Origin of the sequence: Streptomyces sp. NPDC126510 (assembly GCF_040302345.1) — a bacterium.
Taxonomy (GTDB): domain Bacteria; phylum Actinomycetota; class Actinomycetes; order Streptomycetales; family Streptomycetaceae; genus Streptomyces.
Genome location: NZ_JBEORR010000013.1, coordinates 50,552 through 71,954, shown reverse-complemented (window position 1 = coordinate 71,954; position 21,403 = coordinate 50,552). Strand labels below are relative to the sequence as shown.

At 70.4% G+C, this 21,403-nt stretch carries 21 protein-coding genes and 1 riboswitch; of the genes, 10 read left to right on the top strand and 11 right to left on the bottom strand.

Features of this window, described 5'->3' with window-relative positions; genetic code table 11:
- Positions 1–108 precede the first annotated feature (108 nt).
- The 5 genes from ABTX60_RS20085 to ABTX60_RS20065 all read left to right on the top strand — a co-directional run bounded on the left by ABTX60_RS20085 (position 109) and on the right by ABTX60_RS20065 (position 6,330).
- The gene (locus ABTX60_RS20085) at positions 109–375 is read left to right on the top strand and encodes a DUF3311 domain-containing protein (RefSeq protein WP_352098358.1); all 267 of its coding nucleotides are present in this window, start codon (positions 109–111) and stop codon (positions 373–375) included.
- Positions 372–2,000, top strand: coding sequence for a monocarboxylate uptake permease MctP (gene mctP / locus ABTX60_RS20080; RefSeq protein ID WP_352098357.1), 1,629 nt, complete (start codon positions 372–374; stop codon positions 1,998–2,000). The genes ABTX60_RS20085 and mctP overlap by 4 nt, the downstream gene beginning before the upstream one ends.
- Positions 2,001–2,131: 131 nt before the next feature.
- Entirely contained in the window at positions 2,132–2,638 is a 507-nt protein-coding gene (locus ABTX60_RS20075) for a GNAT family N-acetyltransferase (RefSeq protein WP_352098356.1), read from the top strand.
- A 52-nt stretch (positions 2,639–2,690) separates the two neighbouring features.
- Positions 2,691–2,847: riboswitch (cobalamin riboswitch) on the top strand.
- 124 nt (positions 2,848–2,971) lie between these two features.
- A complete protein-coding gene (locus tag ABTX60_RS20070) occupies positions 2,972–5,323 on the top strand; it encodes a ribonucleoside-diphosphate reductase subunit alpha (RefSeq protein ID WP_352098355.1) in 2,352 nt (783 codons plus the stop codon).
- Positions 5,323–6,330: a ribonucleotide-diphosphate reductase subunit beta gene (locus tag ABTX60_RS20065; RefSeq protein ID WP_352098354.1), complete on the top strand. Its 1,008-nt coding sequence runs from the start codon at positions 5,323–5,325 to the stop codon at positions 6,328–6,330. Before ABTX60_RS20070 ends, ABTX60_RS20065 begins: the two co-directional genes overlap by 1 nt.
- Here the strand turns inward: ABTX60_RS20065 and ABTX60_RS20060 are convergent.
- The gene (locus ABTX60_RS20060) at positions 6,243–6,485 is read right to left on the bottom strand and encodes a hypothetical protein (RefSeq protein WP_352098353.1); all 243 of its coding nucleotides are present in this window, start codon (positions 6,483–6,485) and stop codon (positions 6,243–6,245) included. The two genes, ABTX60_RS20065 and ABTX60_RS20060, sit on opposite strands and share 88 nt — an antisense overlap.
- Positions 6,486–6,578: 93 nt before the next feature.
- Between ABTX60_RS20060 and ABTX60_RS20055 the strand changes: the two genes are divergently transcribed.
- Complete coding sequence (locus ABTX60_RS20055; RefSeq protein WP_352098352.1) at positions 6,579–7,541, top strand: GlxA family transcriptional regulator; 963 nt, start codon at positions 6,579–6,581, stop codon at positions 7,539–7,541.
- Between the two features lie 13 nt (positions 7,542–7,554).
- Here the strand turns inward: ABTX60_RS20055 and ABTX60_RS20050 are convergent, their stop codons facing one another.
- From ABTX60_RS20050 to ABTX60_RS20005, 10 genes are all read right to left on the bottom strand, one after another.
- Positions 7,555–8,925, bottom strand: a complete 1,371-nt coding sequence (locus ABTX60_RS20050; RefSeq protein ID WP_352098351.1) for a bifunctional albaflavenone monooxygenase/terpene synthase — start codon at positions 8,923–8,925, stop codon at positions 7,555–7,557.
- Positions 8,922–10,007 carry an epi-isozizaene synthase gene (gene cyc1 / locus ABTX60_RS20045; RefSeq protein ID WP_352098350.1) on the bottom strand — a complete coding sequence of 362 codons (1,086 nt, stop codon included), beginning with the start codon at positions 10,005–10,007 and terminating at the stop codon, positions 8,922–8,924. The genes ABTX60_RS20050 and cyc1 overlap by 4 nt, the downstream gene beginning before the upstream one ends.
- 294 nt (positions 10,008–10,301) lie before the next feature.
- Complete coding sequence (gene def, locus ABTX60_RS20040) at positions 10,302–10,952, bottom strand: peptide deformylase (protein WP_104784983.1); 651 nt, start codon at positions 10,950–10,952, stop codon at positions 10,302–10,304.
- A gap of 127 nt (positions 10,953–11,079) precedes the next feature.
- Entirely contained in the window at positions 11,080–12,060 is a 981-nt protein-coding gene (locus ABTX60_RS20035; RefSeq protein ID WP_352098500.1) for a tetratricopeptide repeat protein, read from the bottom strand.
- A gap of 116 nt (positions 12,061–12,176) precedes the next feature.
- Entirely contained in the window at positions 12,177–13,424 is a 1,248-nt protein-coding gene (locus tag ABTX60_RS20030; protein ID WP_352098349.1) for an HD domain-containing protein, read from the bottom strand.
- A gap of 58 nt (positions 13,425–13,482) precedes the next feature.
- Complete coding sequence (locus ABTX60_RS20025; RefSeq protein ID WP_352098348.1) at positions 13,483–14,820, bottom strand: HD-GYP domain-containing protein; 1,338 nt, start codon at positions 14,818–14,820, stop codon at positions 13,483–13,485.
- Positions 14,821–14,972: 152 nt separating this feature from the next.
- Entirely contained in the window at positions 14,973–15,284 is a 312-nt protein-coding gene (gene rsrA, locus ABTX60_RS20020) for a mycothiol system anti-sigma-R factor (protein WP_352098347.1), read from the bottom strand.
- Entirely contained in the window at positions 15,281–15,967 is a 687-nt protein-coding gene (gene sigR, locus ABTX60_RS20015; RefSeq protein ID WP_311127667.1) for an RNA polymerase sigma factor SigR, read from the bottom strand. Before sigR ends, rsrA begins: the two co-directional genes overlap by 4 nt.
- 256 nt (positions 15,968–16,223) lie before the next feature.
- Complete coding sequence (locus ABTX60_RS20010; RefSeq protein ID WP_352098346.1) at positions 16,224–16,853, bottom strand: alpha/beta hydrolase family protein; 630 nt, start codon at positions 16,851–16,853, stop codon at positions 16,224–16,226.
- A gap of 46 nt (positions 16,854–16,899) precedes the next feature.
- Positions 16,900–17,715: an SOS response-associated peptidase gene (locus ABTX60_RS20005; RefSeq protein ID WP_352098345.1), complete on the bottom strand. Its 816-nt coding sequence runs from the start codon at positions 17,713–17,715 to the stop codon at positions 16,900–16,902.
- A 50-nt stretch (positions 17,716–17,765) separates the two neighbouring features.
- Here ABTX60_RS20005 and ABTX60_RS20000 point away from each other — a divergent pair, with 50 nt between their 5' ends.
- From ABTX60_RS20000 to ABTX60_RS19985, 4 genes are all read left to right on the top strand, one after another.
- Entirely contained in the window at positions 17,766–18,488 is a 723-nt protein-coding gene (locus ABTX60_RS20000) for a M50 family metallopeptidase (RefSeq protein WP_352098344.1), read from the top strand.
- Between the two features lie 103 nt (positions 18,489–18,591).
- Positions 18,592–19,908 (top strand): 3-phosphoshikimate 1-carboxyvinyltransferase, encoded by a 1,317-nt coding sequence (gene aroA, locus ABTX60_RS19995; RefSeq protein ID WP_352098343.1) that lies wholly within the window; start codon positions 18,592–18,594, stop codon positions 19,906–19,908.
- A gap of 17 nt (positions 19,909–19,925) precedes the next feature.
- Positions 19,926–20,936 carry a ribosome small subunit-dependent GTPase A gene (gene rsgA / locus ABTX60_RS19990; protein ID WP_352098342.1) on the top strand — a complete coding sequence of 337 codons (1,011 nt, stop codon included), beginning with the start codon at positions 19,926–19,928 and terminating at the stop codon, positions 20,934–20,936.
- Between the two features lie 138 nt (positions 20,937–21,074).
- Positions 21,075–21,398 carry a DMT family transporter gene (locus ABTX60_RS19985; protein ID WP_352098341.1) on the top strand — a complete coding sequence of 108 codons (324 nt, stop codon included), beginning with the start codon at positions 21,075–21,077 and terminating at the stop codon, positions 21,396–21,398.
- Positions 21,399–21,403: the final 5 nt, after the last annotated feature.

The following is a 21,403-nucleotide window of genomic DNA, read 5'->3' as shown; positions in this document are numbered from 1 at the left end:
CCTGGTTTCGGTTGGGTACCGCATTGCGGACGAGGGGTTCCGTTCCCGCCTCACCCTGACCTAGATTGCCTGCGCCACAGGTGATCACCAAGGGGACGGAGCCGCCTGATGTCGCAAGCCCCGGAAGCCAGCAGAGGGCCGGTGGTGACGCCTGTGCGCGTCGTCATCGCCGTCTGCCTCATAGCGCCCTTCGTGGCCATGCTGTGGGTCGGCTCGTACGCCAAGACCGACCCGGCCTTCATCGGGATCCCGTTCTTCTACTGGTACCAGGTGGCCTGGGTACTGATCTCCACCGCTCTGACGATGATCGCCTACAAGCTGTGGCAGCGTGACCAGCGCGCCCGCTCGGCCGCGAAGGGCGGTGCGTCGCAGTGAAGGACGGTGTGAACGGCGTCGCGCTCGGCGTCTTCATCTTCTTCTTCCTGGCCGTGACGGTCATGGGCTTCCTGGCCGCGCGCTGGCGCAAGGCCGAGAACGAGCACAGCCTTGACGAATGGGGCCTGGGCGGCCGCTCGTTCGGCACCTGGATCACCTGGTTCCTGCTCGGCGGCGACCTGTACACGGCGTACACCTTCGTCGCCGTGCCGGCGGCGATCTACGCGGCGGGCGCGGCAGGCTTCTTCGCGGTGCCGTACACGATCCTGGTGTACCCGCTGATCTTCACCTTCCTGCCCCGCCTGTGGTCGGTCTCCCACAAGCACGGCTACGTCACGACGTCCGACTTCGTGCGCGGCCGCTTCGGCTCGAAGGGCCTGTCGCTGGCGGTGGCCGTGACCGGCATCCTGGCGACGATGCCGTACATCGCGCTCCAATTGGTCGGCATCCAGGCCGTGCTGGACGTGATGGGCGTCGGTGGCGGTGAGAACACCAACTGGTTCGTCAAGGACCTGCCGCTGCTGATCGCGTTCGGCGTGCTCGCGGCGTACACGTACTCCTCGGGTCTGCGGGCCCCCGCGCTCATCGCGTTCGTGAAGGACACGCTGATCTACATCGTCATCGCGGTGGCGATCATCTACATCCCGATCAAGCTGGGCGGCTTCGACGAGATCTTCGCCAAGGCCGGCGAGGCGTACAGCCAGACCAACCCGGCGACGGGCGCGCCGCGCGGTGCGCTGACACCGGCCGAGCCGGGCCAGTGGACGTACGCCACGCTGGCGCTGGGCTCCGCCCTCGCGCTCTTCATGTACCCGCACTCCATCACGGCGACGCTGTCCTCGAAGAGCCGTGAGGTGATCCGCCGCAACACCACGATCCTGCCGCTGTACTCGCTGATGCTGGGTCTGCTGGCGCTGCTCGGTTTCATGGCGATCGCGGCCGGCATCAAGGTGCAGAACGGGCAGCTGGCGATCCCGCAGCTGTTCGAGACGATGTTCCCGGACTGGTTCGCGGGCGTGGCGTTCGCGGCGATCGGCATCGGCGCGCTGGTGCCGGCGGCGATCATGTCCATCGCGGCCGCGAACCTCTTCACGCGCAACATCTACAAGGACTTCATCAAGCCGGACGCCACTCCGGCGCAGGAGACCAAGGTCTCCAAGCTGGTCTCCCTGCTGGTGAAGGTCGGCGCGCTGGCCTTCGTCCTCACCATGGACAAGACGGTCGCCATCAACTTCCAGCTGCTGGGCGGCATCTGGATCCTGCAGACCTTCCCGGCCCTGGTCGGCGGCCTGTTCACCCGCTGGTTCCACCGCTGGGCCCTGCTGGCGGGCTGGGCGGTCGGCATGGTCTACGGCACGGTCGCGGCCTACGGCGTGGCCTCCCCGACGCAGAAGCACTTCGGCGGCTCCGCGAAGGAGATCCCGGGCATCGGGGAGATCGGCTACATCGGCCTCACGGCGTTCGTCCTGAACGTGGTGGTGACGGTGGTCCTGACCTTCGTCCTGAGGGCCCTGAAGGCCCCCGACGGCGTCGACGAGACCAAGCCGGAGGACTACACGGCGGACGCGGGCGACCCCGGCGTCCAGGTGGAGCTCCCGCCTGCGACAGCAGGTACCTCGCACTAAGGGCCTTCAGGGGCGCGGGACCGTATCAGTCTGCGGCTCCGCCGCGTGGGCGCGAGCAACCACACACAACCGGCAGCGGGCCGCCGAGGGGCAAGCACCCTCGGCGGCCCGCTGTCGTGCACACTCACGCCATGGACCTCCTGATCCGCCCCGTGGAACCCACCGAATACGACGAACTCGGCGCCATCACCGTCCAGGCCTACCTCCAGGACAACCTCCTCGACTTCGGTGACAGCGACCCGTACCAGCACGTGCTGCGGGACGTCGCCGGAAGGGCGACCTCCGCGGAGGTCCTGGCCGCACTCAGGGACGGCCGCGTGCTCGGCGGCGTCACCTTCGTCCCGTCCGGCGGCCCCATGGCCGACATAGCCGGCCCGGGAGAGGCCGAGATCCGCATGCTCGCCGTCTCCCACGCGGCGCGCGGCCGGGGTGTCGGCGAGGCCCTCGTCCGCTCCTGTCTCGACCGGGCGCGGGCCACCCCGGGCTGCCGGAGCGTCGTGCTGTCGACCCAGCGCACCATGCACGCGGCCCACCGCATCTACGAGCGGCTGGGCTTCACCCGCACACCGGAGCGTGACTGGAACCCGGTGCCGGAGCTGACAGAGATCACTCTCCTCACCTATCAGTTGACGCTCTGAAACCACCGCGACACAACATCTGGGGGTGCCGCCCGAACCCGGCACAAGATGTATGCTCATGCTCGCTGTCGCCGCAGGGGAATCCGGTGCGAATCCGGAACTGTCCCGCAACGGTGTACTTGTACATGTCTGTTCCCGGAACCGCTCTGTTTCCGGAACCGGCCCGCACAGGAGTCAGTCCGAGGACCTGCCGACAGCGCGCCCGGCCACCCGGCCGGTGCGCCCAGACGTCCGGGCCTCGTGGAATGGGCCGGTGGACGCGACGCCGCGTGCGCTCGTGTGCTGCCCCCTGCCCTCGACGAGGCCCCCGTGCCGAGCGAGGGAGAGCCCCACGTGACCATCGCGCCAGCCGAACCGGTCTCAGCCGCCGAAGAAGAGCACGACGCCCCCGGTGCCGCGCTGCTGCGGACCCTGACCGAGCTGACCGCCGACCTCCCCGACGCCGATCCCGGCAGGGTCGCAGCCGCCGCGTTGCGGGGCCGGTCCGCGCGGGCGGACGAGCGGGAGTTGCGGGAGCTGGCGACGGAGGCCGCGGCCGGTCTGATCTCCGAGGACCCCGCCTACTCCCGGCTGGCCGCCCGGCTGCTGACGATCGGCATCCGCGAAGAGGCCGCCTCGCAGGGCGTCACGTCCTTCACCGAGTCCGTCGCGGTCGGCCACCGCGAGGGCCTCATCGCCGACCGGACCGCCGAATTCGTGCGCGTGCACGCCACCCGCCTCGACGCGCTGATCGACCGGGCGGCCGACGACCGCTTCGGATACTTCGGCCTGCGCACGCTGCACAGCCGCTACCTGCTGCGCCACCCGCACACCCGCAAGGTCGTCGAGACTCCCCAGCACTTCATGCTGCGGGTGGCGAGCGGCCTCGCCGAGGACGACACCACGCGCGCACTGGACGAGGTCGCGGCGCTCTACGGGCTCATGAGCCGCCTCGACTACCTCCCCTCCTCCCCCACGCTGTTCAACTCCGGCACCCGGCACCCCCAGATGTCGTCCTGCTACCTCCTCGACTCCCCCAAGGACGAGCTGGACTCCATCTACGACCGGTACCACCAGGTGGCCCGGCTGTCGAAGCACGCCGGCGGCATCGGACTCGCGTACTCCCGCATTCGCGCCCGCGGTTCGCTGATCCGCGGCACCAACGGCCACTCCAACGGCATCGTCCCGTTCCTGAAGACCCTGGACGCCTCGGTCGCCGCCGTGAACCAGGGCGGCCGCCGCAAGGGCGCGGCAGCGGTCTACCTGGAGACCTGGCACTCCGACATCGAGGAGTTCCTGGAGCTGCGCGACAACACCGGCGAGGACGCCCGCCGTACGCACAACCTGAACCTCGCGCACTGGGTGCCGGACGAATTCATGCGGCGCGTGAACGCAGACGCCGGCTGGTCGCTGTTCTCCCCCTCGGACGTGCCCGAGCTGGTCGACCTGTGGGGCGAGGAGTTCGACACCGCGTACCGGGCGGCCGAGGCGAAGGGCCTGGCGAAGAAGACCCTGCCCGCGCGCGAGCTGTACGGCCGCATGATGCGCACCCTGGCGCAGACCGGCAACGGCTGGATGACATTCAAGGACGCCGCCAACCGCACCGCCAACCAGACGGCCGAGCCGGGCCACGTCGTGCACTCCTCCAACCTGTGCACGGAGATCCTGGAGGTCACCAGCGACGGGGAGACGGCGGTCTGCAACCTCGGCTCGGTCACCCTCGGCGCGTTCGTGACCGGCGGGGACATCGACTGGGAGCGGCTGGACGAGACCGTCCGCACGGCCGTCACGTTCCTCGACCGGGTCGTGGACATCAACTTCTACCCGACCGAGCAGGCGGGCCGCTCCAACGCCCGCTGGCGCCCGGTCGGCCTCGGCGCGATGGGCCTGCAGGACGTCTTCTTCCAGCTGCGCCTGCCCTTCGACTCGCCCGAGGCCAAGGCCCTGTCCACCCGCATCGCCGAGCGCATCATGCTCGCCGCGTACGAGGCCTCCGCCGACCTCGCCGAGCGGAGCGGCCCGTTGCCGGCCTGGGAGAAGACCCGCACCGCCCGGGGCGTGCTGCACCCCGACCACTACGCCACCGAGCCGGCCTGGCCGGAGCGCTGGGCGGCCCTGCGCGAGCGCGTGGCGTCGACCGGTCTGCGCAACTCGCTGCTGCTGGCCATCGCCCCCACGGCGACGATCGCGTCGATCGCGGGCGTGTACGAGTGCATCGAGCCTCAGGTGTCCAACCTGTTCAAGCGCGAGACGCTGTCGGGCGAGTTCCTCCAGGTCAACTCCTACCTGGTGGACGAACTGAAGCGGCTCGGTGTGTGGGACGCCCGCAGCCGTGAGGCCCTGCGCGAGGCCAACGGCTCGGTGCAGGACTTCGCCTGGATCCCCGAGGACGTCCGCGCCCTCTACCGCACGGCGTGGGAGATCCCGCAGCGCGGCCTGATCGACATGGCGGCGGCCAGGACCCCGTACCTGGACCAGTCCCAGTCCCTGAACCTCTTCCTGGAGACGCCGACCATCGGCAAGCTCTCCTCGATGTACGCCTACGCCTGGAAGTCCGGGCTGAAGACGACGTACTACCTGCGCTCGCGCCCGGCGACCCGCATCGCCCGCGCCGCGAAGGCCACCGTCCCCGTGCAGGCCACCCCCGATCCCGAAGCGGTCGCCTGCTCCCTGGAAAACCCCGAGTCCTGCGAGGCCTGCCAGTAATGAGCACCCAGAACCTTCTCGACCCCGGCTTCGAGCTCACCCTGCGCCCCATGCGCTACCCGGACTTCTACGAGCGCTACCGGGACGCCATCAAGAACACCTGGACCGTGGAGGAGGTCGACCTCCACTCGGACGTCGCCGACCTCGCCAAGCTGTCACCGGCGGAGCAGCACCTGATCGGCCGGCTGGTCGCCTTCTTCGCGACGGGTGACTCGATCGTCGCGAACAACCTGGTGCTGACGCTGTACAAGCACATCAACTCCCCCGAGGCCCGGCTGTACCTGAGCCGTCAGCTCTTCGAGGAGGCCGTGCACGTCCAGTTCTATCTGACGCTGCTGGACACCTACCTGCCCGACCCGGAGGACCGCGCGGCGGCCTTCGCGGCCGTGGAGAACATCCCGTCCATCCGCGAGAAGGCCTCGTTCTGCTTCAAGTGGATGGACTCGGTGGACAAGCTGGACCGGCTGGAGACCCAGGCCGACCGCCGCCGGTTCCTGCTCAACCTGATCTGCTTCGCCGCGTGCATCGAGGGCCTGTTCTTCTACGGCGCCTTCGCGTACGTCTACTGGTTCCGCAGCCGGGGCCTGCTGCACGGCCTGGCCACCGGCACCAACTGGGTGTTCCGCGACGAGACGATGCACATGTCCTTCGCCTTCGACGTGGTCGACACCGTCCGCAAGGAGGAGCCGGAGCTCTTCGACGACGGGCTCCGGCAGGAGGTGACGGACATGCTCCGGGAGGCCGTCGAGGCCGAGCTGCAGTTCGCGCGCGACCTGTGCGGTGACGGTCTCCCGGGCATGAACACCGAGTCGATGCGCCAGTACCTGGAGTGCGTGGCGGACCAGCGGCTGACCCGCCTCGGCTTCGCGCCGGTGTACGGCTCCGAGAACCCCTTCTCCTTCATGGAGCTCCAGGGGGTTCAGGAGCTGACCAACTTCTTCGAGCGGCGGCCCTCGGCGTACCAGGTGGCGGTGGAGGGCACCGTCGACCTGGACGAGGACTTCTGAGCCGGCACCTCTTCGCGGGCCTCCTGGGCCTCCCGGATCTGACGGTCGATGCGCCTCTCGCGCACCAGGCCGAACACGGACGGGAGGATCAGGAGGACCAGGATCCCGAAGGTGGCGGACAGTCCGATCAGTGCTTCGATCTGGTTCGTGTTCATGGACACCACTGTCGCGCCGATTACTCCTTACCGTCAGTGGCAGTACTGCCGTAGACCCTCGAATTACTGCCAACGGCGAGGCACACTGGACCCATGCTGCAGAACGTGGCCGTCGCCCTCCTCGACGGCGTGAACCCCTTCGAACTCGGTGTGGTGTGCGAGGTCTTCGGCACCGACCGCAGCGACGAAGGCCTGCCGGTGTACGACTTCGCGGTCGCCTCCGCCGAGGGCCCGGTGCTGCGGATGAACTCGGGCTTCTCGCTCCAGGCCGAGCACGGCCTGGAGCGGCTGGAGACGGCCGACCTGATCGCCGTGCCGGCCGGGCAGAGCTACGCGCACCGGGACTTCCCGCCGGAACTGCTGGACGCCCTGCGCCGCGCGGTCGACCGCGGCGCCCGGGTGCTGAGCGTCTGCTCCGGCGTCTTCGTGCTGGCCGCGGCCGGGCTCCTGGACGGCCGCCGCTGCGCCACGCACTGGAAGCACGCCCAGGAACTCGCCCGGCAGTACCCGCAGGTGGTCGTCGAGCAGGACGTGCTCTACGTCGACGAGGACCCCGTGATCACCTCCGCGGGCACGGCCGCCGGGATCGACGCCTGTCTCCACCTGGTGCGCAAGGAGCAGGGCACCGAGGTCGCCAACAAGATCGCCCGGCGCATGGTGGTGCCGCCGCACCGCGACGGCGGCCAGGCCCAGTACATCGAGCGCCCGCTGCCGCTCCCCGAGGCCGACACGATCGGCGAGGTGCTGGCGTGGATGGAGCGGCACCTGGACGAGGAGGTCACCGTCGAGCAGCTGGCCGCCCACGCCCACATGTCCCCGCGGACCTTCGCCCGCCGCTTCCAGCAGGAGACGGGCACGACTCCCTACCGCTGGATCCTGCGCCAGCGCGTGCTGCTGGCCCAGCGGCTGCTGGAGGCGACGGACGAGACCATGGACGCGATCGCCGGCCGAACGGGGTTCGGCAACGCGGCCACACTGCGCCACCACTTCGTCCGGGCGATCGGGACCACCCCGAACGCCTACCGGCGCACGTTCAGAGGCCCCGAAGCGGCCTGAAGCACGGCTTCGGTCACCGCGCGACCGGCCGCACCAGCAGGTCGTGCGGCCGGAGCGTGATCCCCACCCGAGCGTCGTCCTTCGACCCCGCCACCTGCTCGAAGCGGTACCTGGTGGCCAGCGCCGCCGTGATCAGCGTCAGCATGGCCATCGAGAAGTGGTCGCTCGGGCACTTGCGGTTGCCCACGCTGAAGGGGCTCATGGCGTGCTTCGGGATGTCCTTGACCCGGTCCGGAAGCCAGCGGTCCGGGTCGAACTCCAGGTTTCGCTCGTACGACCTCGGGTCGCGCTGGATCGCGAAGGGGCTGTAGATGATGTCCGCCCCGGACGGAATACGGTATCCACCGAGTTCCGTGTCCCGCACCGCCCGGCGCGTCAGAATCCACACGGCGGGCCTCAAACGTATGCACTCGACCACGACATTGTTGGTGTGCTTGAGTCCTCGGACGTCTGCGAATGCCACCGGACTCCCACCGGTGACGGCTCGCACTTCGTCGCGCACCCGGTCGGCGTGTTCGGGGTGCTCCGCGAGCATATGCAACAGCCACATGATCGTGGAGGCGATGGTTTCGCTGCCGGGGGTGAGGATCGCGACGACCTGATCATGGATCTCCTGTTCCCCGATCGGCTCGCCATTGTCGTCCTTCGCCTCCAGCAATGCCGTCAGCAAATCGTCCGGCTTTTGACCGGATGCCCGGCGCTCGGCGACGATCTCGTCGACCAGGAGATGCAAATCGGCCAATGCCCGGTTGAATTCGCGGTTGGCCGGGAGCGGCAGGTTGTAGAGCGGCCCGAGCGGGACCACCATCCGCCGGTACATCCCCCGGAAGACGGTGGCGAGGGCGACGCACAGCCGCTCGGCCCGCTCGTCCATGTACTCGCCGCGCAGCAGACAGCGGGCCGCGACGCGCACGGCCACCCGGAAGGACTCGGAGGTGCAGTCGATCGTCTCGCCGGGCTTCCAGCGCTCGGTGAGCGCGTGGGCCTCCTCCTCCATGATCGGGCCGTAGGCGGGTATGGCGTCGAGCCGGAAGGCGGGCTGGATGGTGCGCCGCTGACGCCGGTGCCGCGGGCCGTTCGCCGTGGCCACGCCCTCCTTGCCGAGCAGGCCCTCCAGGGACTCCCACAGCGGCCCGGCGATGATGAAGTCGTTGCTCAGCGCCAGGGCGCCGGTCAGGTCCGGGGTGGTGACCGCGTACACCGTCTTCGGCCCGAGCTTCAGCCGTACGACGTCGCCGTCGTCGCGCAGCCGGGACATGAACGCCAAGGGATCGCGTGCCAGCTTCCAGCCGTGCCCGAGGACCGGGACACCACCGCCCGCCCGGGGCGGTTCCCGCAGCTCCACGGCCGGCGGGGTTTCGGGCTTCACAGACTCGACGGTCATTTCTCACCTGCCGTTTCGTTGTTGACGTACGGGGGCGTGGACCGGTCGTCCCAGCTGTCGACCATGTACCGGCCGGACTCGTGGTGGAACCAGTAGACGGAACTGAACCAGTTCCGCATATTGCTCAGACAGGCCCGCACGGCGGCGCCCAGTTCCTTTCCCCGCACGGTGCCGTCGGCGAGGTCGTCGGCGAACCGTAAAGCCTCCTGCTCGGCATCGAGGAAATCGGTGATGCTTTTCTCGACACGGCGCCGGACTTCTACGACCGCCTGTTCCAGAGTCAGCCCCTCATGAGTGATGAGACTGATTCCGAGATTGTGCACCTCGTCACCCGCTATCTCTTTCGGGAGGGAGCACAGATCGTTGTACCAGGCGGCGAATTCCTGACTCAGCAGTGCCGCCTTCCGAAACGCCGGGTGTTTCCGTACGCCGTCGGGGAGTTCACAGCCGGCAGCCGTCTCCAGCAGGTCCGTCCATATCCAGTGCGCGAAGGTGAGCCGGCGCAGCCGGAGGTACTCCTCGACCGTCGGGACGATTCCCTGCGTGCGATTGTGGAACTCCCGGTCGTACGCGTCGATCACAGCGTGGAAGTGCCGGGCGAACCGGAGGTTCCATGCCTGGGGCAGGAACGCGTACAGCCGCAGCACACTGTCCGCGAACCCGGCGACCAGTGGGTCCTCATGGTGCAGGTGCTCCCCGGGGGAGTCGAGGGCCGAGTGCAGCCGGTCCCGCAGCAGCCGCCAGGCGGCGGGACGGCCGTGCACGATGTCGCGGTCGTGACGGTCGTCCCAGACGAAGAACCACGCGCTGTAATCGGCGATCGCCTGCATGACCTCGTCCTGCGAGCCGATGTAGTACCCGGCCATGAGGTCGGTGTAGCAAAGGCCGTCGGCATATTCCTCCACCTTGTCCGCCGGCATGAGTCGCTTTTCGAGCAGCCAGGCCCGGGTCTTCTCCTGGCACTTCGGCCAATACGGGTGGAGTTGCCGGGGAAACTCCGCCTCGATCACCGGGAGAGAGAGCGACGGTGGAACTGCGATCGTGACCGGTGTCGATGTGGTGCCCTGTGACAAAGCATGCACGAACTAACCCCTCTCAGCCGCCAGTTGGCGCGGGCGCCCCTCCCTTCGTGCCGGGCGTGCGCCGTTGCATACCCCGCTCATCCCATTCAGCACTACAACTGACCGTTCTGGGAACGTATTTGCTTCATTCACCACCCCGCAGCGCCGGGAATCTCCCGTTGTGTGACTTCCCGCGGATCACCGGGAGAGCAGCAGGGGTCGAACGTGCGACGGACAGGCGAACGGCACAGAGGAACGGCGCCTGTTCGGGTGCGAAACCCGAACAGGCGCCGTGCGGCTGGTGAGGCCGAGGTCTCAGTCGTTGGCCACCACGGGGTAGCGAGGCTCGTTCTCGGCCATCTGACGCAGGGCGTCCTTGCGCTCGCGCTTCGAGAGCCGGTCGATGTACAGGTAGCCGTACAGGTGGTCCGTCTCGTGCTGCAAACACCGAGCGAAGTATCCGGTGCCGCGCACCCGGATCGGGTTGCCCTTCTCGTCCTGTCCGGTCACCTCGGCGTAGTCGGGCCGGGCGAGCGGGGCGTACGCGGTGGGCACCGACAGACAGCCCTCGTTGCTGTCGTCCAGGCGGCGCTTCTCGGCGGGCAGTTCGACCAGCTTGGGATTGCAGACGACACCGGTGTGCCGGACGCCCTCGTCGTCGGGGCAGTCGTAGACGAAGACCTTCGCGTCGACGCCGATCTGGTTGGCGGCGAGGCCCACGCCCTCGGCGGTGCGCTGGCTGGCGAACATGTCCGCGACGAGCTGCTGGAACTCCTCGCCGAAGTCGGTGACGTCCTTGCACTCCTTGTGCAGCACCGGGTTCCCGACCACCGTGATCGGCCGCGAGGTACCGCGCTCCCGCCAGGCCGCCTCGCGCTCCTCGCAGTCCTCCGTGTCGATCACGTACCCCTCGTCATCGACGGGGAGCACGCCCGCACGCTGCTGATCGGTGTCCTGCTGAGCCATGACGTTACGTACGCCTTCCTGAACAAATCCAAGCCGGGATGCAGATACAGGGTACGGGGAAGGCGCCCCGTCAGGGGCGCGGGGAACTGCGCGACCAGCCACGGCGCACCCGCAGCCGACGACGGCGCTAGCAGACCTCTTCCAAATCCCGCCAATCCCGGGAATCCGGACTGTCGGCCACCCACCCGTCCAACAACCCCCGAACCAGCGAAGCCGGCGCAGCCAGCCCACACTCCCGCTCCGGCACCCACAGCTGCCCGTCCGTGCGATGGCCCAACGGCCCGGGATGCCCCGGCTCACTGTGATCGTGCGGGTCGAGGTGCTCCCCGTCACCCTCGTCCGACGGCATACGGGACTCGGAACACATCCGGCACAGCAGCCGCACCGAGGAGGACCAGTCCTCCGCGGCGAACCCGGCGTCCGCCGCGAGCTGCTCCAGCGCGTCCCGGTCCGACTCGGTCGCCGCCTCCAGCAGTACCACCCAGGTCGGCACCGGCGAGGGCGCCCACAGCTCGATCTCGTCGAACACCGGGTACGCGTGCCCGGCGACGGTCGTCCGCTCGCCGTGCGGCACACCGTCGTGCAGGACGACCTCGCCCCAGCGCCGCCCCGACGACGGCAGCGGAATGGACAGCACCTCGATCCGCGCGGGATCCAGCCGCCGCCCCCACACCACCTCGGCCTCCCCCTCCGGGGACAGTCGTACGGCCGCGCTGCCGAGGTCCATGCCGAGGGGCTCACCGGAGTCGTTGGCCGCCCCCGGCACCCGCAGCCCGTAGGCCTGCCAGGCGCGCCGGGCCAGCGGCCAGTCCTGCAGCGCGGTCGCGGCGATGCCGACGTTCCACCAGTCGGGCGCGCCGGTGTCCCGGTCGAGCAGGGCCACGGCCCTGAGGCCGGCCGCCCGCGCCTGCTCCCAGTCGTGCCGGAATTTGTGCAGCAGCGCGAGATTGAACCAGGACTCGGAAAGCCAGGGCTCCAGATCGGCGGCACGTGTCAAGAGTGCGCCTGCGTCCTCGTACCGGCCGTCGCCGATGAGGGTGAACGCCCGGTCCGTGGCCTGCCGCCAGGAGGCGGAGGGCCGGTGCCGTCCCTTGCCGAAGATCCTCACGATTCCCGCCTGCCAGTTCCGTGCGGTGGGCTGGCCGTAGCTGTGTTTCGAGCCCCCGGACACCTTCTCCTCGCATCCAACCACGTACGGCCTCGAGGGCGCTCATTACCCATGGGTTACCCAGCCACGGGCAGGGTCAGACTGTTCCTTGCCAGTACCCGGGCCAGTGATTCCACCACCTCCGGGGCGTACGTCCCGGCGGTGGCGAGCCGCAGTTCCTCCAGCGCCTTCAGCGGCCCGCCCGGCCCTCCTTCCCGGGACTTCTCCTCGTACGCGTTCACGGCCCGGACGATTCGCGCGGCGACCGGCTGCTCGGCGTAGGGATCGGCCTGCCGCTCCACGACCACGGCCACCGCCTCGTCGACGCCCGTCTGCCGTACGACGGCCCCGCCGAGCAGGGCGATCCGCCGCTGCTCGGCGGCCGGCAGGGCGGCGGTGGCGCCCGCCGGCACGGGGTCGACGAGGCTCAGCTGGCCGATGTCGTGCATGAGCGCGGCGTACTCCAGCACGGCCAGCTCGGGCTCGGTCAGCCCCAGGTCACGCCCCACGGCCTTGCTGACCGCGGCGACCCGCCGGGCGTGGCCGCACGGGGTGTATCCGGCGACCTCGGTGGCCCGGGCGAGGGAGGCGATGGTCTGCCGGTAGGTCGCCCGGACGGCGGCGTAGCGGCGGAAGGACATCTGGGCGAGCAGCAGCGGCACGGAGAAGACGGGCAGCGCCCACAGCCCCACGACGGCGACCGCCAGCGCCATCACCGCCCCGGTGGCGATGACGGCGGACCCGATGCCGCACACGGCCCGCAGCTCGTCCCGCAGCACCGGCCCGAACGGCCAGCCGGTGCGGGTGTGGGCCACGGCGGCGGCGAGCACCGCGTCGCACAGCGCGGTCAGGGACAGCAGGGCGAGCAGCAGCAGGGCGTACGCGGGGCCGCCCCAGTCGTCGAACATGCCCCGGTTGTAGGGGGGCTGGAAGCACAGGGCGACGAAGCCGACGGTGAGCACGCGGCGTGCCAGGTGGTCGAGCGTGGGCCCCTGTCCGCGGGCGACGTGCGGAACGCTGCCGATCAGCGAGGCGGCGAGCACCACGGCGACGACCTGGGTGGGGCCGTGGTGGGTGGCCCGTCCGCCGGCCTCCCCGAGCAGGGCGTAGGACAGGGCCGCGGCGGCTCCGAGCGGTGCCGGCTCCCGGACCCGCGCGCCGTTGCGCCGGGTGAGCTCACCGAGGGTGACGAGGACACCGAAGGCGAGGGCGACCCTGCGTTCCTCGAGGCCGTCGTAGAGGGTGACGGCGAGGGAGCCGGCGGCGAGGAGGGCGGCGCAGACGTGGACGAGAGTGAGGAGCGGGGGCGGCCGGTACGCGCTCACCGGTGTGCCCCCGGACGGCTCGACAGGAGCGCGCCGGGCAAGGGCGGCCGGTACGCGCTCACCGGTGTGCCCCCGGACGGCTGGACAGGGGTGCGCCGGGCAGGGGCACCCGGGTCGGGCGGGTCTCCTCGTCGTCGGCGGTCACCGCGGGGTGCCACCCCGTCCGCCCGACGGCTTCGACGAGAGCCGCGACCATCACCGGGTCGAACTGGCTGCCCGCGCACCGCTCCAGCTCCGCCAGGGCCACGTCGACGGGCCGGGCCCTGCTGTAGCTGCGTGTGGAGGTCATGGCGTCGAAGGCGTCCGCGACCGCCACGACCCGCGCCGACTCGGGGATCTGACAACCCACCAGGCCGTAGGGGTAGCCGCTGCCGTCCAGCCGCTCGTGGTGGTGCAGCACGGCGGCGCGGGCCTCGCCGAGGAAGCCGATGCCGCGCACCATCTCGTGCCCGTACTCGGGGTGCAGCTCGATCACCCGCCGCTCCTCGGGCGTCAGCGGCCCGTCCTTCCTGAGCAGCCGGGTGGGCACGCCCAGCTTGCCCACGTCGTGCAGGATCCCGGCGAAGCGGAGCACCTCGACGCGCTCGTCGGCCATGCCCAGCTCGCGCGCGATCATCATGGAGGCCTGCCCGACCCGCTCGCTGTGCCCGCGGGTGTACCCGTCCTTGATGTCGACGGCCTGCACCAGCGCCCGGATGGTCGCCTGGTGGGCGGCGTGTTCCCGGTGATACTGGGCGAACGCCCACCACGAGACGCACATGGGCAGCAGCACGAGCAGCGCGGCCACGGGCCCGTAGGGACTGCGCCACAGGACGGCCATCATCAGCCCGGCGAGGCCGTGCACGGCGATCGGCGCGAGCGAGCGCGCCACCAGTCCCCGCCAGGCGCGCCGCACCGGAACCCGCTCCGCCACGGCCAGGATCCCGCCGTCGAGCAGCGCGAGCACCAGGCAGAACGCCAGCACGGCCGCCCCGGCAGGCCCGAGGGCGTACGGCACGTCGCCCGTGGCGACCGCGTCCGGCCCGCCGAGCAGCCGGTGTGTCCCGGCCGCGGCCCAGACCCCGAGGACGAGCTGGGCGGCCCGCCAGAGGCGTCGCAGCGCCACGGGCCGCCGACCGACCTGCGAGAGCAGTGCGCCGGGCACGGCCACCAGCGCCGCCGCGGGCGCCGGCAACAGGAAGGCACCGGCGAGCAGCACGGGGTAGAAGGTCCCGGCCGGGTGGGAGATCCCCACGAACCGGCACCGGGCGACGCGCTCGCATCCGGCGTACAGCCCGGCGAGCAGGACGACCGCCCACCAAGTGGTGTGGGCGCCCGGCTGCGGCAGCAGGCAGAGCAATGCGGCCAGGACGACACAGGCGATGTAGACACGCGCCCGTGCCGGTACCGCTTCCATGAGCCCCTCCCCTGGCCAGGTCCGTCAGGGGCGGAGCCTAGGACGCGGGCAGGGGGATCCACGGGCCGATCACGTGGGGATTACCACGTTCGAGTGACGTGTTCGAGGGGACTACCCGCGCAGAGGTGGGGTAGTTGAAAGATGCAGGAGTGTCAGGACTCCCGCGGCGTGGCGGGGGAGGCCGTGACGTCCTGCTCGGGGACGGTCTGGCCGGAGCGGATCAGCTCGATCCGCCCCATGACCTTGTCCCGCAGGTCGCCCGGCACGTCGTCGTGCCCGCAGCAGCGCTTGACGAGCTTCTTCACAGCCTGCTCGAGCCCGTACTTCTCAAGGCAGGGCGAGCACTCCTCGAAGTGGTGCTCGAACTTCACGCAGTCCGAGTCGGGCATCTCACGGTCGAGGAACTCGTAGAGATGATCGAGGATTTCGCTGCAATCCGTCTCGTGCGGCTCTCCGCAGCTCATGACCCCGAGCCTTTCGCTTCGTTCGACTCTCCGGCACCGGCCGGCACCATCCCGCGGTCACGGGCGTAGTCCTCCAGCATGCCGCGCAGCTGACGGCGGCCCCGGTGCAGCCGGGACATGACCGTACCGATGGGTGTCCCCATGATGTCGGCGATCTCCTTGTAGGCAAACCCCTCGACGTCCGCGAGATAGACGGCGATGCGGAACTCCTCGGGGATCGCCTGGAGCGCCTGCTTCACGTCAGAGTCGGGCAGGTGGTCGAGCGCCTGCGACTCCGCGGAGCGCAGACCCGTCGACATGTGCGACTCGGCGCGGGCGAGCTGCCAGTCCTCGATCTCCTCGGCCGCGGAGCGCTGAGGTTCACGCTGCTTCTTGCGGTAGGAGTTGATGAAGGTGTTGGTGAGGATCCGGTACAGCCACGCCTTGAGGTTGGTGCCCTCGCGGAACTGGTGGAAGGACGCGTACGCCTTGGCGTACGTCTCCTGCACCAGGTCCTCGGCGTCGGCCGGGTTGCGCGTCATGCGCAGCGCGGCCGAGTACATCTGGTCGAGGAACTCGAGCGCGTCCCGCTCGAAGCGCGCACTGCGCTCCGCGGCCGTCTCCGCGCCCGTGCCGCCCTGGCCCTCGGGCTGCTCCGCCTGGCCGTGTTCGGTCCCTGCGTCGGTCCCAGTGACCGGACCCACCTCCTCGAGTGTTCTCGTGAGACCGAGACCGGTCTCACCCGAATCGGAGGATAGACGACGATCCGGTCCGCCCGCCGCCCGAACAGGGGCGGTCTTGGCCGCGTGCAGCACCGTCCAGTCCAGGTCGGCGCGGCTGCTGCGGGTCGGGCAGATGGTCGAACCCATGCGGCGGACTCCCTCTCCTACGACGTCGGTGCTGGTCCCCAGCACGTACGTCCCGCACAACAGTGACCGCCGCCCCGGCATTCCCGAAGCTTTACCCGAGTGACCCGACCCACTCCACGACCGCGTCCGTGATGACCGCCACGGCCTCTTCCTGCGAGAGATCCGCACGCTTCGGCACAGCGAAGCCGTGATCCCCGTACGGGACCTCCACGAGCTCGTACTCCCCGTCGGGGAACTCCCCCGGCTTCCCGAACGGGTCGTTCGCGCCCTGCACGACCAGCGTCGGCACACCGGACCCCAGCAGCTCCCCGGCCCGGGACTTCTCCGGCTTGCCCGGCGGGTGGAGCGGGAAACTCAGCGCGAGCACGGCGTGGGCGCCCAGCTCGGCGGCGGTACGGCAGGCCACCCGGGCCCCGGCACTGCGCCCGCCGGAGACCACCGGCAGTCCGGGCCTCGCCAGCGCGGGCCACAGGCCCCGCCAGCCGGTGTCCAGCGTCTTCGGCGCGGGCGCCAGCTTCTTCCCCGCCACCCGCCAGGGCTGCTCCACGCGGGCCACGGTCACGCCGTGGGCGGGCAGGACCTCGGCCAGGGCCGTCAGGTCACGGGCCTCGATGCCGCCGCCCGCCCCATGGCTGACGGCGAGGACCAGCCGGGCCTTCTTCGCCTCGTGCCAGGTGATACGGGCCGTTCCCGCGTCGGTCTCGACGGTCTCGGTTGTCACGTCGGCCGCCTTCGTCCCACGAGTCACGTTCGTCACGTTCGTCACGTCAGAAGAGTGTGCCCTCTTCGGGCCCTTCGAGCTCCTTCAGCAGCTCCGGCCCGTTGTTGCGGACGTTGCTCACGGCGGTGGCGACCGGGTAGGCGCGCATCAGCCCGGCGGGCGGCGGAGCGAGGAGCTCGCGCAGTTCGCCGGCGTCCGTGCGGGAGGGGTCCAGCCAGGTGTCCCAGCGGTCGGGCGTCAGCATGAGCGGCATCCGGGGGTGGATCTCGGCGAGCGCCCGGGGCCCGTCGGCCGGGGACACCGCGAGCGGGCTCTGCTCGGCCTCCGTGGTGATGACCGAGCACGTCACCCACCAGGCCTGCGGGTGGTCGTCGGGGAGTGTCTTGTCACGCCAGAACTCGTACAGCCCGGCCATCGCGAAGACCGACCCGTCCGCCGGGGTCACGAAGTACGGCTGCTTGCGCGGCCGCTTCTTCTTGCCTTCGACCTCCAGCTCGCGCTCCTGGGTGCCGGTGACCCACTCGTAGTAGCCGTCGGCGGGCAGGATGCAGCGCCGGGAGGTGAAGGCGCGGCGGTAGGACGGCTTCTCGTGGACGGTCTCCGCCCGGGCGTTGATCATCCGGGCGCCGCCCTCGGGGGTCTTCGACCAGGACGGGACGAGCCCCCACTTCAGCGTGCGCAGCTGCCGAACCGGCCGCGGGTCGTCCGCGTCCTTCAGAGGGCGGTCCAGGACGGCGTAGACCTCTTTGGTGGGCGCCACGTTGTAGTCCGGCGCGAGGGTCTCCTCGGGCTCCCACTTCTCGATCTCGAAGATTCCTGCGAGATCCTCTGGCCTACGACTCGCTGAATACCGTCCGCACATACGTGCCACACTGCCAGATTCCGTCCGAGCACAGGGAGCCAACGCCACACATGGACAGCACCGCAACCGCCTCGCTCGCCTCCCTCTGGGACGAGGTCTCCGGTACGCAGCCCGACCCCGACCTGTGGGTGGTGATCGCGACCCTGGGCGCCGCGCTCGCCGTGGTGATCCCGCACGGCCTGTGGCGCATCTCCCGCAACGCCATCACCATCGCCCACGAGGGCGGTCACGGGCTCGTGGCCCTGCTCACCGGCCGCACCCTCACCGGCATACGCCTGCACTCGGACACCAGCGGCCTGACCGTCAGCCGGGGCAAGCCGCACGGCATCGGCATGATCCTCACCGCGGCCGCCGGTTACACCGCCCCGCCCCTGCTGGGCCTCGGCGGCGCGGCCCTGCTCGGCGCCGGCCGCATCACACTCCTGCTGTGGCTGGCGACGGCCCTGCTGCTCGCCATGCTCGTGATGATCCGCAACGCCTACGGCGCCCTGACCATGCTCGTCACCGGCGGCCTGTTCGTGCTGGTGTCGTGGCTGGCCGGCCCCCAGGTCCAAGCGGCGTTCGCGTACGCCGTGGTGTGGTTCCTGCTGATCGGCGGAGTCCGCCCGGCCTTCGAACTCCAGGCGAAGCGGGCCCGGGGCGGAGCCGGGGACTCGGACGCGGACCAACTGTCGCGGTTGACGCACGTGCCGGCGGGGCTGTGGTTCTTCCTGTTCCACGCCGTGTCGCTGTGCTCACTGATCGGCGGGGGCCGCTGGCTGCTGGAGATGTGACAGCGGGCAGGGGAGCCCGGCCGCCTCGGAGTGCGGCTCCACCCGCGCGCGACCGGCCCCACGGCGCCGCACCCGGAGGACGGCCTGCTTATAAAGTAAAGGCATGGCCCCGAACACCGCAGACACCGCCCTCTGGCCCGCCCCGCACGCGAGCGGAGCCGTCGACGCGACGGTCCACGTGCCCGGGTCCAAGTCGGTCACCAACCGCGCCCTCGTCCTCGCCTCCCTCGCCTCCGAGCCCGGCTGGCTGCGCCGCCCCCTGCGCTCCCGCGACACCCTGCTGATGGCCGGCGCGCTGCGTGCGATGGGCATCGAGATCGAGGAGGGCGTGGGCCCCGACGGCACCGGCGAGGCCTGGCGGGTGCTCCCCACGGGGCTGCGCGGCCCGGCCACGGTCGACGTCGGCAACGCCGGCACGGTGATGCGGTTCCTGCCGCCGGTGGCCGCGCTCGCCGACGGCCCCGTCCGCTTCGACGGCGACCCCCGTTCCTACGAGCGTCCCCTGACCGGCGTCATCGACGCGCTGCGTCAGCTCGGCGCCCGGATCGACGACGACGGACGCGGCGCCCTGCCGTTGACCGTGCACGGCAGCGGCGCCCTGGACGGCGGCACGGTCGCCATCGACGCCTCCTCCTCCTCGCAGTTCGTGAGCGCCCTGCTGCTGTCCGGCCCGCGCTTCAACCAGGGCGTGGAGGTCCGCCACACCGGCGCCACACTGCCCTCCATGCCGCACATCCGCATGACGGTCGACATGCTGCGTGCGGTCGGCGCCCAGGTGGACACGCCCGAGTCGGGCGGCGAGCCGAACGTCTGGCGGGTCTCGCCGGGTGCCCTCCTCGGCCGGGACCTGGTCATCGAGCCGGACCTGTCGAACGCCCAGCCGTTCCTGGCGGCGGCGCTGGTGACCGGCGGCAAGGTCGTCGTCCCGGACTGGCCCTCCCGCACCACGCAGCCGGGTGACCGGCTGCGCGAGATCTTCACCGAGATGGGCGGTTCCTGCGAACTGACCGATTACGGCCTGGTGTTCAACGGCTCCGGCTCGATCCACGGCATCGACGTCGACCTCGGCGAGGTGGGTGAGCTGACGCCGGGCATCGCGGCGGTCGCGGCCCTCGCGGACTCCCCGTCCACCCTGCGCGGTGTGGCTCATCTGCGGTTGCACGAGACGGACCGGCTGGCCGCTCTCACCAAGGAGATCAACGAACTCGGCGGCGACGTCACGGAGACCGCCGACGGTCTGCACATCCGCCCGCGCCGCCTGCACGGCGGGATCTTCCACACCTACGACGACCACCGCATGGCCACGGCCGGCGCGATCATCGGCCTCGCGGTGGAGGGCGTGCAGATCGAGAACGTGGCGACGACGGCCAAGACCCTGCCCGACTTCCCCGACCTGTGGACCGGGATGCTCGGGGCGTAGGACACAGGGATCACGTCATGCGCCGCTACGGCAAGCACACCGACGAGGACGACATCCGCACCCGTCCGGGCCGCCGCAACACCCGGCCCCGGACCAACATCCGCCCCAAGCACGAGGACGCCGCCGAGGGTCTCGTCCTCACCGTCGACCGGGGCCGCCTGACCTGCCTCGTCGAGGACCGCGTGGTCATGGCGATGAAGGCCCGCGAGCTGGGCCGCAAGGCGGCGGTGGTCGGCGACCGCGTGGCCCTCGTCGGCGACCTGACGGGCCAGAAGGACACCCTCGCGCGCATCGTGCGCATCGAAGAGCGGACCTCCGTTTTGCGGCGAACCGCGGACGACGACGATCCGTTCGAGCGCGTGATCGTCGCCAATGCCGACCAGTTGGCCATCGTCACCGCTCTCGCCGACCCGGAGCCCCGCCCCCGCCTGATCGACCGCTGCCTGGTCGCGGCCTACGCCGGTGGCCTGGATCCGCTGCTGGTACTGACCAAGTCGGACCTCGCCCCGCCCGACAAGCTGCTGGAGCTGTACGGACACCTCGACACCCCCTACGTCGTCACCAGCCGCGAGGAGCTGCAGAACGGCACCGCCCTCGCCCGGGTGCGGGAGCAGCTCGACGGCAAGATCACCGCGTTCGTCGGCCACTCCGGAGTCGGCAAGACGACCCTGGTGAACTCGCTGGTGCCCGAGGAACGGCGGCGTACGACCGGCCATGTGAACGCGGTCACGGGCCGCGGCCGGCACACCACCACCTCGGCGCTGGCGCTGCCGTTGTCGGGCGGTGACGGCTGGGTGATCGACACCCCGGGCCTGCGGTCCTTCGGCCTCAACCACGTCGATCCGTCCCGGGTCATCCACGCCTTCCCCGACCTGGAGCCGGGCACCGAGGGCTGTCCGCGCGCGTGCAGCCACGACGAGCCGGACTGCGCGCTGGACGCGTGGGTGGCCGAGGGGCACGCGGGTCCGGCGCGGCTGTACTCGCTGCGGCGGCTGCTGGCCACGCGTGAGCGCAAGGAAGGCGACTGACCTCCGCGTTGTTTGTCCTGGCGTGTGGGCGGTAAGTGCATAATCGCACCCAAGCCGGATGCAAGCGTGGCCAAGGCCTGACGAGCGCGCTGAGACTGATGAAGCGGTCACTGAACGTGGGATACGGGAGGACGACTCATGGCGTGGCTGCTGGTCATCGTGGCCGGGTTGCTCGAGACCGGCTTCGCGGTGTGTCTGAAGCTGTCGCACGGCTTCACCAGGCTGTGGCCGACGGTCGCGTTCTGCGTTTTCGCCCTCGGCAGCTTCGGACTGCTGACCCTCGCGCTCAGAAGACTCGACGTGGGTCCCGCGTACGCGGTGTGGACCGGCATCGGGGCTGCGGGGACGGCGATCTACGGCATGGTCTTCCTGGGCGACCTGGTGTCCGCGCTGAAGATCGTGTCCATCAGTCTCGTCATCGCCGGTGTGGTCGGACTGCAGTTGTCGGGGTCCGCGCACTGACACCC